This is a genomic window from Bradyrhizobium sp. WSM4874, assembly GCF_055811835.1.
Map to the genome: position 1 here is coordinate 91,321 of NZ_JBVVPR010000021.1, position 16,464 is coordinate 107,784.

The window sequence follows — 16,464 nt, forward strand, 5'->3', positions numbered from 1 at the left end:
TCAGAGCATGTCACCAGCGTCGGTGGCCTCCTTATTGATCTGGATCAACTTGGTTCGGTGCTTCAAGCCATTTTGGGATTTCGGTCGATGGGATCGACACTCTCGGAAAGTGAGGGATGATAGTCCCTGCAGTGACGACCAGTCCGTCGTTAAATTTGGTTCGCGCAAAATCCTTGGCTGCTGCTTCGCTTTCAAACGTGTTGGTCAGGCGCGGATGTCGCCGTCGTGACAGTGTGCCGTCCGGCGGCACCTCAAAAGTGACGTACCAAGTGTGTTTCATGCCGTAATGCCGCCCCGGCGGTACCGGTGGCCTATCCCCGCCAGAGAAAGAAAAGCCGCCACCGGGACGAAACGATGACGGCTTCTTCCTGGCTTGTGAAACCGGCCTTTACCGCCGGGCTCCAACGCGATTGACGCCACCATTCGCATTGCCACCGGCGTTATGACGGACTGCGGCGCGCGCCACCGGGCGCGGGCTGAGCACGACGCCTGCCCGGGCAACGCAGCCCGCCGGGTAAGCAGTGTACTGGCAGTACACGACCGCATTGGCCGGGGCTGGAGTGAGGGTGAGACCTGCAAGCCCGAACAGGGCGCTGGCAGCAATCCCGGCAACAGTCGCGGACTTTATCGAACGAAGCTTTCTCGAATGCATGGCGGACCTCCCTTTTCGCACTTGCGTCACCGAAAGTGACGGAAGCCGCCTCAGATGCGGCTGAACATAGCGTAGGGGTCGCAGTGCGCGGGTTCGATTGATCTACATCAACCTCACGCCCGGAGTGAGCCGCAATCTCGCGCGCGGGGCTCAATGAATTCATGGAAGGGTTCCATCATGCTCCGCTATATTCTCGCTTCTCTTGCCGCTTTCGTTTTGCTCACCGCCTGCTTGATCCCCGATGATGCCGAGGCTCGGCGCGGCGGAGGTGCCTATCGGGGTGGCGGCGGATACCGCGGCGGTGCGGTCGCAGTTCGAGGACCGCGAGGCGGCGGCGCTGTTGCAGTGCGGGGCGCAGGCTACCGTGGCTACGGCTATCGGGGCGGCTATCGCGGCTATGGCTATCGGGGCTACGGTGTAGGGGCGGCAGCGGTCGGCGCGGCTGCCCTTGGCACTGCTGCGTACCGCCGCAGCTGCTACGATGCTTACGGGAACTATATTTGCGCCTATTAATCCGTGGCGACGCGCGATCGCGCGGCTTCGCACTCTGCGGGTCCTTTCGAGGGCGTGGCTTTGTGCGGACCGCGCGATGGCCTGTTGCGAGGATATTCAAGAATCATCCCCCTAAATTATATAGATCAGTGTACACAACGCAGCGCGCGGGTCTTGCGGACCTGCTTGTGTCAGAATTGCCCCGCAGTTTCCCCTTGTTGATAATCTAATCGAGCGGTTACGGTGCTCCACCTGGATCGGGGCTTGGAGTGCGATGCTTTTCTGGCTGCCTCCCTCACCATGGCGGACCCGTCCCGCGCGGAACCTCACCGCTGCGTTGACCGTCGCATTGTTGGTCGCGACGACAGGCCAAAGTTATGCAGCTGATCCAGCGCCGAAACGTGTTCTGATGCTGCATTCGTTCGGCCTTCGGTTCAAGCCTTGGACCGTTTATGCAGAGGCCATTCGATCTGAAATAAGTCGGCACAGCAAAGTGGAGTTTCAGGACCACTCGCTTGTGGTTGCTCGCCTGAGTAACGACAAATCAGATGGTCCGTTCGTCGAATATCTTCACGCCCTTAATACCCAGAACCCGCCCGATCTGATCATGTCCATTGGCGCCCCAGCCGCCAATTTTGTCCAGCGGCACCGAAAAGAGCTTTTTCCAAATACGCCTATGGTCTTGACGGCTGTGGAGCGGCGGCGCGTGGCCTTCGATAAATTGGGCGAAAATGACACCGTGGTGGGATCTACCAACAACACCATCGAGTTCTTCGAAAATATTCTGAGCGTCTTGCCTCTAACAACCACAATTGCAGTCGTAATTGGAGCATCTCCAAGCGAAACGTATTGGCTGGAAGAGACGCGCCGACGAACCGCGCCGCTGGCGGGGAGAGTACAAATTCGATACTACAATGAACTTTCATTTGAAGAAATTCAGAAGGACGCAGCGACCCTCCCGCCGCATAGTGCGATCTTCTGGCTCTTGCTGAATGTTGACGCCGCGGGCGTGGCGTATGAGGGGCCCGGCGCGTTACTCCAACTTTCCAAGGTGGCCAACGCGCCGATCTTTACTCACGACCAATCTTTTTTTGGAGACGGCATCGTCGGTGGCCCCATGCATTCCGTGGTTGAGCAAAGCACCAAAGCCGCCACGGTCGCGCTTCGCATCCTCAATGGCGAAAAGATCGCCGACATCAAGCCATCATTCGTTGACGTTGCATCTCCCATATTCGACTGGCGACAAATGCAGCGGTGGGGAATTGCCGAGCGCGATCTGCCGCCCGGTAGCGCCGTCTACTTCCGGGAGCCCACGTTGTGGGAGCGATATTGGTGGCAAATCACGTTCACTATCGCGCTTGTCCTCGCGCAAGCGGGACTGATCGCACTTTTGTTATTTGAGCATCGTCGGCGTCAATTCGCCGAAGTACAGTCGCGACAGCGGATGGCTGAACTGGCCCACGTCAATCGCTTCGCGACCGCTGGTGAACTGACCGCCTCGATTGCTCACGAGATCAACCAGCCGCTTGGGTCTATTCTGACGAACGCCGAAACCGCAGCCGCGATCCTGCAATCGCAGCGTCCCGATATCGCTGCACTTTCTGATGTTGTTGAACTCAGGGAAATTGTGAACGATATTGTACAGGATGACCGGCGTGCCACCGAGGTCATTCGCAGGATGCGCAGCCTCCTAAAAAAGGCGCCGTTCGAGTTGAAGAAATTGGACCTCAATGAGGTTGTGCAAGAGACGGTGAGATTTCTTTCGGCGCTAACTGTCAGCCGAAGATTCGAAATGGTCAACGTGATCACGGCGGATGCGCTACCGATCCTCGGCGACCGCATTCAGCTTCAACAAGTCATTTTGAACCTTGTGCTGAACGGGGTCGAGGCTATGAAGGACACGTCTCACGAAAGCCGCACTATCAGCATCCGGACTGCGCGCGCCGATCAGTTTGCCGAGCTATCCGTATCAGATCGCGGACCCGGCATTCCAGAAGGCAAATTGAAACAGGTTTTCGAGCCGTTTTACAGCAGCAAAGCCGAAGGCATGGGCATGGGCTTGTCCATTGCGCGCACCATTATCGAAGCGCACAACGGGTTCATATCAGCGAGTAATCGGGAGCACGGCGGTGCCTCGTTCACGATCAGGCTTCCTTTGTCGGTTGATCCAAAACGGCGCCTGTTGGCCGAACGCCGTGGTGGGGTTTTTCATGTATCCTGAGGTGTATCCTATTCCCGCCGGGACGCGAGAAGCTCCTACATACGCAGGACGCGCGCTGATGCGTCCCCCGCGCGGACAATACCCGAATGCGTCGAAGAGCCCAGACGCGCACCACGCGCGTCCCCTGCGCGATCTCAATGGCTGTCTCCGGGGTCCTTTGACGGGCATAGAACTGTTGGGGGACCGCGCGACCCCATAGATTGAAGATATTTCACCCGGGCGTTTTTCGGGGTTGCGTTGCGGGTGGGGCATGTTCCAGTAGTCCTCCGAGGTATGACGGAGCACGATTTCGCATGTCAAAGACATGTGCCCCCGTAGAAGCAAGCATATTTGCGATCGCAAAAGCTCATCATCTCTACCACTTGATGAGGTCTGCTAGCCGTGCCAGCCTGATAGTGCACCTCGCGTTGCGATTGGGACTGCATGTTGAAGGCGTTCGCATTATCGATTTGTGCTGGCTTCCTTCTGCAAGCGACTTGTCATGCTACTGAGCTGACAGAAGACACCGCATTCGGGCCCGCGCCAGCCGCGCCAAAGGTTGACTTCCAGTCGCTCCGGATCAAGGGGCTCATCGTGGCGCTGCCCGGTCCGCAGGATACCATCGACCCCGATTTCGCCGGCATCCGATCAAGTCTCGCGGCACTCGGGATCGGCTACGTCGGCTACACCAACAACAACTTTTACGACAACATGCTGCCCGCGGAGCGGAGCACGTTCGGCCAGCAGGTCTATAATGGTCAGAAGCCAACCTTCTTCACGAATAACGTGATGCAGATGACTTACGACCTCAGCAGATACGGTATTTCCGACGGTCAGATCGCGGTTGGCGGCATCTACAATTACGACACCTGGGCACCGGCTGGGCCGAACGCATTTAGCCTCGCGACACTCAGCTATTATCAGACCTTCCTGAACCGGCAGGTGGAATTGAAGGTTGGATATTTGGCCAATGTTGTTGAGTATTGGGGACCATTTCTCGCAGGCAATTTGTCGTCCAGCATCTTTGGACCGAGCGGACAAATTCCGGTCGCGGCGGGTCTAAGCGCCTGGGCCTGGGCGAAACCGGCGATCAACATCAAGGTCAACGGCCCGGAGGGGCTATATGACAAGTTCGGTGTGCAGGTGGCGAGCAGCCCGGATGGCCCCTTCGCCGAGAAGACCGCTAACCCGACCGGCCTGGACTGGTCTACGCCGAACAGTGGATTTCTCGCGATCAACGAGGTTGGCTATCGCAAAGAGGCCGCCCCCGGCCAGCTTGCGACCTGGGTGCGTGCCGCAGCCATCATCAACACCAGCAGGTATGTCGATTTCGAATTCGGCGGACGGAATGCCGGGAATTACGCAGCCTATCTTCTGGCGGATCGACAATTTGTCCAACTTGCTCGAGTCGAAGGTCAGGCTGCAAGGGGGTGGTACGCTGGCCTCACCGCGATGTACGCTCCGCCGGAATTCAATCGCGTCAGCGAGTACTATGAGGCACGCCTCTATGGCATAGGTCTGCTGCCGTCCCGGCCAGGCGATATGGTATCCTTGGTTGTCTCCCGCAATGTCTTCAGCCGATATCTGGTCGATGCCGCCGTGCGAGGCGGCCAGCTCGCGCATACCGGCAATTTTTCGATAACTGCAGCCTATTATGCACCCATTGCGCCCGGCATCCGCGTGGGCATCGGGCTCGGGTACACCAATCACCCCACGCCGGTAGTCTATACGCCGCAGACCGGGAGCGCCCTCAACGTGTTAGCCAATGCGACGATGTACTGGTGAGGCGACCATCGCGATGACCTCGCTAAAGCGGCGCGTTTGCGTGTGGGTTGCTGCCGTTGTCGTGCTTGTCGTCTCAATGGGGAGCACAACCGCCCAAACCCTGTCTGGCCAGATTGCCGGCCAACCGAAAAAGATTTTGCTGCTTCATACATTCGGCCCGAATTTTGAGCAAGGAGCCGCATGGAGCAGGGAAATTCAGAGAGAACTCAACAAACAATCGCCTTGGCCGCTGAACATTCAGGAACACTCGCTCGTCACGGCGCTGGACGGGGACGACGCCGCCGATGCGAAATTTGTTGAGTATCTTAAGGCGCTCTATGCTCAACGGCCGCCGGATTTGATTGTCGCTTTAGGTGCACCCGCTGCCCTCTTCGTCCAGCAGCACAGGCCAAACTTCTATCCGACAACGCCGATGCTGCTTGCGGCAGTTGAGGTGCGGCGGGTTGAGCCATCCATGTTGTCGGAGCGGGACGCCTTGGCCGGGGTGCGATACGATCAAGTCGCGGCTTTTGAAAACATTTTGCGGTTGCTGCCGGAAACAAAGGCCATCGCGATCATCCTCGGAAGCTCCCCCAGTGAGCGCTTTTGGGCTGGCGAGAACCAACGGATAGTCGGTCCACTGCTGAAGAAAAACAACGTTGAATTAATCTTTTACGGCGAGCAGCCGCTAGCGGATATACTGAAAGCAGTTGCGACTTTGCCACCGCACACTGCACTTTTCTATCAGCAGCTAGCGGTGGACGGTGCAGGTGCCGTCTATGGAGACAAGGAGCCATTGAGGCGCATCTATGAAGTCGCCAACGCTCCCATTTTTTCATTCGATCAGTCTTACTTTGTCGGTCAGGTTGTTGGCGGTCCGATGTTTTCACCGGCTGAGGGCGCCCAACCAATGGCTGCTGTTGCCGTGCGCATGTTGCGAGGCGAGAAGCTCAGCGGCATCAATCCAATCGGATTTTCAGCGCCGAAATACGATTGGCGACTGCTTCAGCGCTGGAACATCAGCGAGAGCCGCCTGCCGCCGGGGAGCGAAATCCTGTTTCGGGAGCAAACTGCATGGCAGCGTTATTCCTCACAAATCCTGCTGATCAGTGCCGTTCTTCTCGCGCAAGCTGGGTTAATCTTGGCCCTGCTGAACGCACATCGTCGGCGTCGGTTGGCGGAAGTACAAGCGCGGCAGCGAATGAAAGAACTCGCCCACGTCAACCGCTTCTCGACCGCTGGGGAGCTTACTGCGTCGATTGCCCACGAAATAAATCAGCCACTAGGGTCTATTCTGACGAATACCGAAACGGCACAGGCGATACTCAAATCCTCAAATCCGGACCTTGCCGAATTAAGCGAGATCCTGGGCGATATTCTAAGGGATGATCAGCGCGCCAGCGAAGTCATTCGAAGGTTACGAAGTCTGATGAAAAAAGCTCCCTTCGACCCGATAGAATTGGACCTCAACGATGTTGTGCGGGAAACCATAGATTTTCTTTCAGCACTGGCCATCGCACGACAGATCGAATTGACCAGCCCGACTACGCAGAATGCGCTTCCGATCCTCGGCGACCGCATTCAACTTCAACAGGTTGTTCTGAACCTTGTAATGAACGGCATCGAGGCGATGAAGGATACGCCGCCTGAACATCGCAGCATCAGCATCCGGACTTCGCGCGTCGAGAAGTTTGCGGAGTTATCCGTGTCGGATCGCGGGCCCGGCATTCCCGAAGACAAACTAAAGGAAATTTTCGAGCCGTTTTACACCAGCAAAGCCGAAGGCATGGGCATGGGCCTGTCCATTGCGCGCACCATCATCGAAGCGCACAACGGGTTCATATCAGCGAGTAATCGGGAGCACGGCGGCGCCTCGTTCACGATCAGGCTTCCGTTTGTCGGTTGATTCAAAACGGCGCCCATACGCGGAGACCGACCCCTCACCAGAGTGAGCCTGCGTCTACCGGCGTCGCTGCCCTCTCCCACAAGGGGAGAGGGCACAACAATGAGCCGCTGCAATTGATCGCGTCAGAAGTGCTCGCCGTCTGACTTCCATAATCGCACGAGTTTCGTCATCGCATGATTTTGCGCATTCGCACGATCATCTGCGGCGATCAATGACGCTCGCGACGAAAAAACGTCAGAAAATGACGATTATCATATCAAACAGCCCAAAATCACCGCAGCGATCGCCGCACAAATTCGTGAACGTCATGGCCTGACGCTCACGCTCCGCAAATATGCATTGCCGGACATGTCGACGCTTCATCGTTTCGCATCGATATGATTATTGTGCGCGCGAATTCGCTGACTAGATCGCCGTAAGCGATCGAGCGAGCAAGGGGATGCATATGGCAACTGTTCTCACCATCAACGGCGAAACGAAATCGTTCGACGCGCCACCTGAAATGCCGCTGCTGTGGGTCCTGCGCGACGTCCTCGGGATGACCGGCACCAAATTCGGCTGCGGCATCGCGCAGTGCGGCGCCTGCACCGTGCACGTCGATGGCAAGGCAGTCCGCTCCTGCGTCTTGCCGGTCAGCGCGGTCGCGAACCGCGCCATCACCACGATCGAGCATGTCGGCAGCACGCCGGCCGGCGCAAAGGTGCAAAAGGCCTGGCTCGATGCCGAAGTGATCCAGTGCGGCTACTGCCAGTCCGGCCAGATCATGGCGGCCGCGGCACTGCTGGCGGCAACGCCCAGCCCTGACGATTCCGACATCGACGCCGCGATGGCCGGCAACATCTGCCGCTGCGGCACCTATGTGCGCATCCGCGAGGCCATCAAGCAGGCCGCCTCCGGCCGCCAGTCATGAGGTCCGCCATGATCGCAGACAAGACTCTTCCCGACGTTTCCCGCCGCTCGCTGCTAACTGGCGGTCTCGCGACCGGATTCCTGCTCGCCTTCCATCTGCCGCTGCGCGCCGCCGTCAACGAACCGGAGCAGCCGCGTGACACCACCGATGGCAAGTTCGCCCCGAACGCCTTCATCCGGATCGAAGACACTGGCCGCACCGTCCTGATCATGCCGCAGGTCGAGATGGGCCAGGGCATTTATACCTCGATCTCGATGATCCTGGCCGAAGAGCTCGACGCGGATTGGGCAAAGGTTGCGGTGCTGCACGCGCCGCCCAACGACCAGCTCTACGCCAATCCCGCCTTCGGCCTGCAGGCGACCGGTGGCTCGACCTCGATCCGCGCCTGGTGGAAGCCGTTGCGCGCAGCCGGCGCGAGCGCGCGAGCGATGCTGGTGCAGGCCGCAGCGACGCAATGGCAGGTCGAGCCTGCAAGCTGCACCGCGTCAAAAGGCGAGGTCATGCACGCCGCAAGCGGCCGCAAGCTCGGCTATGGCGAACTGGCACTGGCCGCACAGGCCAAGACGCCGCCGAAGGACGTGCCGCTCAAGGACCCCAAGGATTTCGTGATCATCGGCCAGCCCCTGAAGCGGCTCGACACGCCGGACAAGGTCAACGGCAAGGCCGTCTACGGCATCGACGCGATCCTGCCCGGCATGAAGATCGCCGCGATCGCCAATTGCCCGGTCTTCGGCGGCAAGGTCGGCAAGGTCGACGACAGCGCGGCGGTGAAAATCCCAGGGGTGCGCAAGGTCGTGGTGCTCGAGGACACGGTCGCCGTGATCGGCGACCACATGTGGGCCGCCAAGAAAGGCCTCGATGCACTCAAGATCGAGTGGAACGAGGGACCGAACGCGAAGCTCAGCACAAACGACATCTGGCAGCATCTGCGCGCCGCCAGCGCGAAGGACGGCGTGGTCGCGAAATCGGTCGGCGACATCGTCAAGGGGCTCGCGAGCGGCGACAGGTTCGAGGCGAGCTTCGAACTGCCGTTCCTGGCGCACGCCTCGATGGAGCCGATCAACGCGACCGTTCACGTCAGGCCAGATGTGTGCGAGATCTGGACCGGCACGCAGATCATGACGCGCGTGCAGTCGGAGGCGGCGAAGGCCGCGGGCCTCCCCGTCGACAAGGTGATCGTCAACCAGCATCTGCTCGGTGGCGGCTTCGGCCGCAAGCTCGAGCCGGACATGGTGGTGGCCGCCGTGAAGATCGCAAAACAGGTCGACTATCCCGTCAAGGTGATATGGACTCGTGAGGAGGACATCCAGCACGACGTCTATCGACCGGTCTATCGCGACCAGGTCACGGCATCGCTGGTCGACGGCAAGGTCGCGGCCTGGAAGTACAAGGTCGCCGGCTCCGCAGTGCTGGCGCGCTGGCTGCCGCCGGCGTTCCAGAAAGGCATCGACATCGACGCGGTCGATGCCGCGGTGGATGCGCCCTACGACTTCGCCAACTTCCATGTCGAATATGTCCGCGCCGAGCCGCCGGCGGTGCCCACCGGCTTCTGGCGCGGCGTCGGTCCGAACAACAACGTGTTCGCGGTCGAATGCGCGATGGACGAGCTCGCGCGCAAGGCCGGCAAGGATCCGGTCGAATTCCGCCGCTCGATGCTGACGAAGAATCCGCGCATGCTCGCGGTGCTCAATCTCGCGGCCGAGAAATCCGGCTGGGGCCAACCGCTGCCACCGCGCGTCGGTCGCGGCGTCTGCGTCCAGCCGTCGTTTGCAAGCTTCCTCGCCACCGTGGTGGAAGCGGAGATCGACGATATCGGCGAGATCGTGCTCCGCCGCATCACCTCGGTGGTCGACACCGGCATTGCGGTCAATCCCGATACGGTGAAAGCGCAGATCGAGGGCGGCCTGGTGTTCGGCCTCACCGCCGCGCTCTATGGCGAGATCACCATCGAGAAGGGCCGCGTGCAGCAGTCGAACTTCCACGACTACCGCATGATGCGCATCAACGAGATGCCGAAGATCGAGGTCTTCGTCGTCAAGAGCGGCGAGGCGCCCGGCGGCATCGGTGAGGCCGGCGTCAACGCCGGACCGCCGGCGCTGCGCAACGCGATTTATGCGGCAACCGGTGTGGCGCTGCGGCGCCTGCCGATCGATCGGAAACAGCTGGCTGCGGGGAAAAAGGCATGAGCGGCAAGATGCGTATCCTCACTGGCATCGTCGTGATCGCCATCGTGCTGGCGGGACTCGGCGTCTGGTTCATCCGCGGGCCGGGTCCGCTCGACTTCGCCGGCGGCCCCAAGGTGGCGCTGGCGGAATACCGCGCCGGCAAGCCGGCCGGCGTGCCGGCGAAGCTGGAGAGGGCTGGCATCGTCGAGCGCGGCGAATATCTCGCGAAGGCGGCCGATTGCATGGTCTGCCACAGCAAGCCGGGCGAGAAGGACTATTCCGGCGGGCTCGGCTTCAAGCTGCCGTTCGGCACGCTGTATTCCACCAACATCACGCCGGACAAGGACACCGGCATCGGCAATTACAGCGACCAGGATTTTCTCAACGCGGTCCAGCGCGGCAAGCGCCATGACGGCGCCCGGCTTTATCCGGCGATGCCGTACACGTCCTACACCTACATGACCGACGAGGACGTGCTGGCGGTGAAGGCCTATCTGTTCAGCCTGCCGGCGGTGCGCGCGAAGCCGCCGGAGAACACGCTGGCGTTCCCGTTCAACCAGCGCTGGGCCATGATTGTCTGGTCGGCCGTGTTCAATCCCGACACGCGCTTTGCGCCCGACACCTCCAAGAGCCCCGAGTGGAATCGCGGCGCGTATCTTGTTGAAGCATTGGCGCATTGCGGCGAATGCCACACGCCGCGCAATCTCGGCTTTGCGCTGGACAACCGCAAGAAATTCGCAGGCGCGATCACGGCCGGTTGGCGCGCCTTCAACATCTCCTCCGACAAGGCCACCGGCCTCGGCAGCTGGCGCGACGAGGACCTGATCTCCTATCTGTCGCTCGGCCATGCGCCGGGCCACGGCTCGGCGTCGGGTCCGATGGGTGAAGCGGTCGACCACAGTTTTAGCCAGTTCGCGCCTGAGGACATAAGCAGCATCGTCGCTTATTTGCGCAGCGTGCCGCCGCAGCCCTCGCCCGACCTGCCCGCAACCACCGCACCCGTTGCGCCCGCCTCACACAAGGACGGCGTCACGGCGGATGCTCGCGGCAAGAAAGTGTTCGCCAGCGCCTGCGCCAGCTGTCACGGCTGGAGCGGCGAGAGCCCGGTCTCGCCGATGGCGACGCTGACCGGCACCTGGGCCGTCAACGACCCTGCCGCCACCAACGTCGCGCAGATCGTGCTGTCAGGCACCAAGCGCCACACGCCGGAGGGGGCACTGTCGATGCCCGCGTTCGGCAACGCGTATAGCGACGACGAGATCGCGGCGGTCGCGAATTATGTCACCGCACGGTTCGGCGCGAAGGGGTCGAAGCTGACGGCGAAAGATGTGGCTGAGTTGAGGGAGCAGACGGCGGAGTAGTGGCGCAGCGGGATTGATGCGCAATCGCGCGTCAATCTCTACTGTCGTCCCGGACAAGCGCAGCGGAGCGGAGCGCAGATCCGGGACCCATACCCACAGGAGGTCGTTTGGCGAAGATTCGGAGTGGGAGCTGTGCCTCACACTACTCCCTGGGGTTATGGGTCCCGGCCCCCGTGCGCAATTGCGCACTAGGCCGGGACGACACTGAATTTGTCGCTTCAGCTCAACCAGAATTTCGGTGTCGCTGGCTCCAGCCGGCCGCCGGCACGCACCGGCGCGATGCGCAGTGCCAGGCCCGTTGCATCATCGGTCTCGACCGCGACGCCGCTGAGCGTCGCAGCACCCGCTGCCGGCTCGAAGCGGCCTGAGGGGATTCCGGAGGTGAACCTCCGCAGCGGCTCCTCCTTTTGCATGCCGATGATGGAATCGTAGTCGCCGGTCATGCCGGCATCGGTCATGTAGGCGGTGCCGCCCGACAGGATCTGGTGGTCGGCGGTCGGCACATGGGTGTGGGTGCCGACGACGAGGCTGGCGCGGCCGTCGCAGAAGAAGCCGATGCCCTGCTTCTCGCTGCTCGCCTCGCAATGGAAATCGACGACGATGGCGTCCGCGGCAACGCCGAGCGGACAGGCGCCGAGCTCGCGCTCCAGCGCTGCGAAGGGATCGTCGAACGGGGTCATGAAGACGCGGCCCAAAGCGTTGACGACGAGCGCGTGCTTGCCGTTCTTGGTCTCGACCAACGCGGCGCCGCGGCCGGGCGTCCCGCGCGGATAGTTCGCGGGCCGCACCAGGCGCTCGGCGCGCTCGATGAACACAAGCGCTTCGCGCTGGTCCCAGGAGTGATTGCCGAGCGTCACCGCGTCGGCGCCGGCGTCGAGAAACTCCTGATAGATCGCTTCCGTGATGCCGAAGCCGCCGGCGGAATTCTCGCCGTTGACGACGACGAGATCGAGCGACCAGTCCTTGACCATGCCGGGCAGATATTCGGCGATGGCGTTGCGCCCGGCACGGCCGACGACATCACCCACGAACAGAATGCGCAACTTCAGAACTCCGGAAATCGAATACGTCCGATTCCGTTAGCACATAATCCAGCGCCACGTCGTGGGATAGTGCCGGAACCGCCTTGATCTCCTGCGCTGCAAAAGCGAGCCCGATGCCGACGATAGTCTTGGCTTTTCGCAGATGCGCGAAAGTGTGGTCGTAGTGCCCCGCGCCATAACCGATGCGATGGCCGAGACGATCGAAGGCAGCGAGCGGCGTCAGCATGATGTCGGGAATGACTTCAGCGGCCGCAGGCGACGGCTCGGGAATGCCGAGCGGGCCGAGCATCAGGCGATCGTTGGGATGGAAGACGCGGAAGATCAGCGCCTGGCCGCGCGCGGTGACGCAGGGCAGCGCGAGCCTGGCGCCCTGCTCGGCGAGCTTCTTCAGCAGCGGCATCGGATCGATCTCGCTGCGGATCGGCGAATAGCCGGATACGATGCTGCCAGGCAGGAGCTGGAACGGCAGCCCGCGCTTGGCGAGCTTGGCGGCGGCGGCGGTACGTTTCTTTTCGCTCAGCGCATCGCGCGCCGCGAGGGCTTTGGCACGGAGTTCGGCTTTGGTCATGCGCTTGCCCCCGAGGCAGAGCTATCCCCCGCTGTCATCACCCGCAGCGTGTCGGGGACGCAATTTCGACAGGCACGAACCAGAAGGAAGAAAAACAAAAGTGCGAAGCCGCGAACGCCGTTGAAGCACTCGATCCCGGAGTTCCCTACGAAAGTAGGTGGGCACCATATGTCCGAGCCCACGGGCCCGGCCAGGGACAGTTCCCTAAAGGATCGATAAGGCCCCGGGGATAATGGCTCCTGACGCGCGTCGCAGCCCCGCTTGGGCAATGTAACAACGATGCTGACGAATCGCCAGCCCGGTGAAGGGTCAGCCGATGGCGATCCCGTTGCCGACGGTCCGGTTCAGGACCTGGGTCGACTTCTCGATGCGCTCGGCGGCGGAGTTCAGTGCGTTCACGACCGCGGTCTGGGTCAACCGGGCGCGCTCGACGGCGGCGTTGCGGAAATCCCGCAATTCGGTCAACTCCTGCTCCATGGTGCGGATGCGGTTGCCGGCGTCGACCAATTCGTCGCAGACGGTCAGCGCCGCCATCACGGTAAGCCTGGCATCACCGATCTCGCCGAACTTGCCGCGCAGCGACTGGATCCGCGTCTCCAGGCTTTCGGCGAGCTTGAGCAGCCGCACCTCCTGGCCTTCCTCGCAGGCCATGCGGTATTGCCGGCCGTTGATGGTGACGTTGATGTGGCTCATCCATCCTCTCCGGTATCGAGCACCGAACGTATCGTGACGATCGCGGAATCAAGCCGATCGGAGATCTCGCGGCTGGAGCGCTCGAGCTTGCGCGCCTTCACCAGCGCGCCGTCGAGCTCGTCGGCAAGCCGCGAGCGGTCCGCGCCCAGCGCCTGAATCCGCGCCGCGAGCTCGTTCTCGTCGCGATCGGCGTCACGCCGCCGCTCCACCGCGCTTTCGAGCGAGTCAAGCGCCGCCATGAGCCTGCGGGTCGCGATCTCGATCTCGACGGCCGAGGACTCGGTCATGGCAGAGCTGTTGGATACGCGATCGTTCATGCAGTCAGCGGCGGAACCTGTGGCCTATCCCCGGGGGGGCTTGCCGTCCGGCAAAAGACTCGGTTCGGCAAGCGGTTAGAAGCAGAAATTTACGTGGCAAGCTAGCGGAGCGCAACGCCGCCACGAAACTATGCACTGATAGATCGGGATGGGCTTCACCCCGATCTATCAGTTCCTGCCGGGCATGATCTGGCCGGAAAACCGGCCTCCACTTTTCCGGATCATGCCGTAAGCAACTTTTGCGGCCAAACCGGCGTTTGATTGCCTTGGCCTGCCGGAACCGAGATGCTATCCCAGCCGCGACCCCAGCGGCCGAAAGGCTCCTTCCGGCGCGGCGAATCCAGCCACAAGCGCCTCATTTCAGACGGATTTTCAGACATGACGCAGGTCGATCACAACCGTATGGCCAATGCGATCCGCGGCCTTGCCATGGACGGCGTCGAGAAGGCGAAATCGGGTCATCCGGGCCTACCGATGGGCGCCGCCGACATGGCGACCGTGCTGTTCACGCAATTCCTGAAATTCGACGTCGCCGCGCTGGACTGGCCGGACCGCGACCGCTTCGTGCTCTCGGCCGGGCACGGCTCAATGCTGATCTATTCGCTGCTGTATCTGATCGGCAGCCCCGAGATGACGATCGACCAGCTCAAGGACTTTCGCCAGTTGGGGTCGCTGACACCCGGACATCCCGAGCACGGCCACACCAAGGGCATCGAGACCACCACCGGTCCGCTCGGCCAGGGCATTTCCACCGCCGTTGGCATGGCGCTCGCCGAGAAGATGCTCGCCGCCGAATTCGGCAAGAAGATCGTCGATCACCACACCTATGTGATCGCTTCCGACGGCGATTTGATGGAAGGCGTGTCGCAGGAAGCGATCGCGATGGCCGGGCACTGGAAGCTCAACAAGCTCATCGTGCTGTATGACGACAACGGCATCTCGATCGACGGTCCGACCTCGATCTCCGATTCCGTGGACCAGGTGAAGCGCTTCAAGTCGGCGGGTTGGGCGGCCGAGAAGATCGACGGCCACGACCAGGCCGCAATCGCCGCCGCGATCACGCGCGCGCAGAAATCAAACAAGCCCACGCTGATTGCGTGCCGCACCACCATCGGTTTCGGCGCCCCGCACAAGGCCGGCACCAACAAGGTCCACGGCGAAGCGCTCGGTGCCGACGAGCTCAAGGCGGCCAAGGAAAATCTCGGCATTTCGCTGGAGCCGTTCTCGGTGCCCGACGACGTGCTGAAAGCCTGGCGCGCGGCCGGCAGCCGTGGCGCGGCGGCACGACAGGAATGGGAAGCAAGGCTCGGTGAACTCGGCAGCCGCAAGCGCGCCGAGTTCGAGCGTCGCCTGCGCCACGAGCGCCCGGCCGCGCTGGCGAAGGCGTTCAAAGGCTACAAGAAGGAGCTGCTGGAAAAGCCGATGACCGCGGCGACCCGCAAATCCTCCGAAGCCGTGATCGAAGTGATTGCCGGCGCGATGCCGATGGAATTTTTGGCGGGCTCGGCCGACCTCACCGGCTCCAACAACAACAAGGCGAAATCGGCGACTGCGTTCTCGGCCAAGACGCCGAAGGGCCGCTTCATCCATTACGGCATCCGCGAACACGGCATGTGCGCGGCGATGAACGGCATCTTCCTGCACGGTGGTTTTGCACCGAACGGCGCGACCTTCCTGGTGTTCACGGACTACGCGCGGCCCGCGATGCGGCTCGCCGCGTTGATGGGGACCGGGGTCGTTTATGTCATGACCCATGATTCCATCGGTCTCGGCGAAGACGGCCCGACCCACCAGCCGGTCGAACATCTCTCGGCGCTTCGCGCCATTCCCAACATGCGCGTGTTCCGCCCCTGCGATTCCATCGAGGTTGCCGAATGCTGGGAGCTCGCGCTCAACCGCATCGACGGCCCGACAGTGCTGGCGCTGACCCGGCAGAACCTGCCGCAGCTGCGCACCACCGCACCGAACGAGAGCCCCTGCCGGTTTGGTGCCTACGAGCTGGTCGCCGCCCAGGGCGAAGCCAAGGCGACGCTGTTCGCATCGGGCTCCGAAGTGGAGATGGCCGTGGCCGCCCAGAAGCAGCTCGCCGAGCGCGGCATTCCGACCCGGGTGGTTTCGGTTCCCTCGCTCGAGCTCCTGCTAGCGCAACCAAAGGAGCGCCGCGACGAGATCATCGGCAACGCGCCGGTCAAGGTCGCGATCGAGGCCGCCGTGCGCTGGGGCTGGGACGCCGTGATCGGCCAGGATGGCGAATTTATCGGCATGCACTCCTTCGGCGCCAGCGCCCCTCTCAACAAGGTATTCCAGCACTTTGGCATTACCGCCGAGGCCGCGGTTAACGCCGTTCTGAAACGCGTTTCCTGAGAGTTGAGATTGCCGAAAAAAAGGACTAC

The 16,464-nt window shown here is 61.7% G+C and carries 14 protein-coding genes and 1 other RNA gene; 8 read left to right on the forward strand and 7 right to left on the reverse strand.

The window, feature by feature from the left end; all coding sequences use genetic code 11:
• Positions 1 to 31: 31 nt before the first annotated feature.
• Complete coding sequence (locus AC0L3P_RS21935; RefSeq protein ID WP_275174284.1) at positions 32 to 280, reverse strand: hypothetical protein; 249 nt, start codon at positions 278 to 280, stop codon at positions 32 to 34.
• 108 nt (positions 281 to 388) lie between these two features.
• Positions 389 to 652 (reverse strand): hypothetical protein, encoded by a 264-nt coding sequence (locus tag AC0L3P_RS21940; RefSeq protein WP_275174286.1) that lies wholly within the window; start codon positions 650 to 652, stop codon positions 389 to 391.
• Between the two features lie 177 nt (positions 653 to 829).
• On the opposite strand from AC0L3P_RS21940, the gene AC0L3P_RS21945 reads away from it, so the two are divergent.
• The 7 genes from AC0L3P_RS21945 to AC0L3P_RS21975 all read left to right on the forward strand — a co-directional run bounded on the left by AC0L3P_RS21945 (position 830) and on the right by AC0L3P_RS21975 (position 11,450).
• Entirely contained in the window at positions 830 to 1,165 is a 336-nt protein-coding gene (locus tag AC0L3P_RS21945; protein ID WP_245286150.1) for a hypothetical protein, read from the forward strand.
• 253 nt (positions 1,166 to 1,418) lie between these two features.
• Positions 1,419 to 3,365: a sensor histidine kinase gene (locus tag AC0L3P_RS21950; protein WP_275174288.1), complete on the forward strand. Its 1,947-nt coding sequence runs from the start codon at positions 1,419 to 1,421 to the stop codon at positions 3,363 to 3,365.
• Positions 3,366 to 3,788: 423 nt separating this feature from the next.
• Positions 3,789 to 5,129 (forward strand): carbohydrate porin, encoded by a 1,341-nt coding sequence (locus tag AC0L3P_RS21955; RefSeq protein ID WP_275174289.1) that lies wholly within the window; start codon positions 3,789 to 3,791, stop codon positions 5,127 to 5,129.
• 13 nt (positions 5,130 to 5,142) lie between these two features.
• Positions 5,143 to 7,014: a sensor histidine kinase gene (locus AC0L3P_RS21960; RefSeq protein WP_473304945.1), complete on the forward strand. Its 1,872-nt coding sequence runs from the start codon at positions 5,143 to 5,145 to the stop codon at positions 7,012 to 7,014.
• A gap of 445 nt (positions 7,015 to 7,459) precedes the next feature.
• Entirely contained in the window at positions 7,460 to 7,924 is a 465-nt protein-coding gene (locus AC0L3P_RS21965; RefSeq protein WP_275174292.1) for a (2Fe-2S)-binding protein, read from the forward strand.
• An 8-nt stretch (positions 7,925 to 7,932) separates the two neighbouring features.
• The gene (locus tag AC0L3P_RS21970; protein ID WP_473304947.1) at positions 7,933 to 10,110 is read left to right on the forward strand and encodes a xanthine dehydrogenase family protein molybdopterin-binding subunit; all 2,178 of its coding nucleotides are present in this window, start codon (positions 7,933 to 7,935) and stop codon (positions 10,108 to 10,110) included.
• Complete coding sequence (locus AC0L3P_RS21975; RefSeq protein WP_473304949.1) at positions 10,107 to 11,450, forward strand: c-type cytochrome; 1,344 nt, start codon at positions 10,107 to 10,109, stop codon at positions 11,448 to 11,450. The genes AC0L3P_RS21970 and AC0L3P_RS21975 overlap by 4 nt, the downstream gene beginning before the upstream one ends.
• 218 nt (positions 11,451 to 11,668) lie before the next feature.
• Here the strand turns inward: AC0L3P_RS21975 and AC0L3P_RS21980 are convergent, their stop codons facing one another.
• From AC0L3P_RS21980 to AC0L3P_RS22000, 5 genes are all read right to left on the reverse strand, one after another.
• The gene (locus AC0L3P_RS21980) at positions 11,669 to 12,493 is read right to left on the reverse strand and encodes a TIGR00282 family metallophosphoesterase (RefSeq protein WP_275174298.1); all 825 of its coding nucleotides are present in this window, start codon (positions 12,491 to 12,493) and stop codon (positions 11,669 to 11,671) included.
• Positions 12,471 to 13,061 (reverse strand): 5-formyltetrahydrofolate cyclo-ligase, encoded by a 591-nt coding sequence (locus tag AC0L3P_RS21985; RefSeq protein WP_473304954.1) that lies wholly within the window; start codon positions 13,059 to 13,061, stop codon positions 12,471 to 12,473. The genes AC0L3P_RS21980 and AC0L3P_RS21985 overlap by 23 nt, the downstream gene beginning before the upstream one ends.
• Positions 13,062 to 13,162: 101 nt before the next feature.
• Positions 13,163 to 13,322, reverse strand: a non-coding RNA gene (gene ssrS / locus AC0L3P_RS21990) — 6S RNA.
• Between the two features lie 48 nt (positions 13,323 to 13,370).
• Complete coding sequence (locus AC0L3P_RS21995) at positions 13,371 to 13,754, reverse strand: cell division protein ZapA (RefSeq protein ID WP_007599950.1); 384 nt, start codon at positions 13,752 to 13,754, stop codon at positions 13,371 to 13,373.
• The gene (locus AC0L3P_RS22000) at positions 13,751 to 14,071 is read right to left on the reverse strand and encodes a DUF4164 domain-containing protein (RefSeq protein ID WP_026232773.1); all 321 of its coding nucleotides are present in this window, start codon (positions 14,069 to 14,071) and stop codon (positions 13,751 to 13,753) included. Before AC0L3P_RS22000 ends, AC0L3P_RS21995 begins: the two co-directional genes overlap by 4 nt.
• A gap of 378 nt (positions 14,072 to 14,449) precedes the next feature.
• On the opposite strand from AC0L3P_RS22000, the gene tkt reads away from it, so the two are divergent.
• Positions 14,450 to 16,435, forward strand: a complete 1,986-nt coding sequence (gene tkt / locus AC0L3P_RS22005) for a transketolase (RefSeq protein ID WP_275174301.1) — start codon at positions 14,450 to 14,452, stop codon at positions 16,433 to 16,435.
• Positions 16,436 to 16,464: the final 29 nt, after the last annotated feature.

Excerpts from the sequence above, each read along its gene's own strand:
- AC0L3P_RS21975 (WP_473304949.1), top strand. The coding sequence starts at position 10,107 with ATGAGCGGCAAGATGCGTATCCTCACTGGCATCGTCGTGATCGCCATC.
- AC0L3P_RS21965 (WP_275174292.1), top strand. The coding sequence starts at position 7,460 with ATGGCAACTGTTCTCACCATCAACGGCGAAACGAAATCGTTCGACGCG.
- AC0L3P_RS21955 (WP_275174289.1), top strand. The coding sequence starts at position 3,789 with ATGTTGAAGGCGTTCGCATTATCGATTTGTGCTGGCTTCCTTCTGCAA.
- AC0L3P_RS21970 (WP_473304947.1), top strand. The coding sequence starts at position 7,933 with ATGATCGCAGACAAGACTCTTCCCGACGTTTCCCGCCGCTCGCTGCTA.
- AC0L3P_RS21945 (WP_245286150.1), top strand. The coding sequence starts at position 830 with ATGCTCCGCTATATTCTCGCTTCTCTTGCCGCTTTCGTTTTGCTCACC.
- AC0L3P_RS21950 (WP_275174288.1), top strand. The coding sequence starts at position 1,419 with ATGCTTTTCTGGCTGCCTCCCTCACCATGGCGGACCCGTCCCGCGCGG.
- AC0L3P_RS21985 (WP_473304954.1), bottom strand. The coding sequence starts at position 13,061 with ATGACCAAAGCCGAACTCCGTGCCAAAGCCCTCGCGGCGCGCGATGCG.
- AC0L3P_RS21960 (WP_473304945.1), top strand. The coding sequence starts at position 5,143 with ATGACCTCGCTAAAGCGGCGCGTTTGCGTGTGGGTTGCTGCCGTTGTC.
- AC0L3P_RS22000 (WP_026232773.1), bottom strand. The coding sequence starts at position 14,071 with ATGAACGATCGCGTATCCAACAGCTCTGCCATGACCGAGTCCTCGGCC.
- AC0L3P_RS21935 (WP_275174284.1), bottom strand. The coding sequence starts at position 280 with ATGAAACACACTTGGTACGTCACTTTTGAGGTGCCGCCGGACGGCACA.
- AC0L3P_RS21940 (WP_275174286.1), bottom strand. The coding sequence starts at position 652 with ATGCATTCGAGAAAGCTTCGTTCGATAAAGTCCGCGACTGTTGCCGGG.
- tkt (WP_275174301.1), top strand. The coding sequence starts at position 14,450 with ATGACGCAGGTCGATCACAACCGTATGGCCAATGCGATCCGCGGCCTT.
- AC0L3P_RS21995 (WP_007599950.1), bottom strand. The coding sequence starts at position 13,754 with ATGAGCCACATCAACGTCACCATCAACGGCCGGCAATACCGCATGGCC.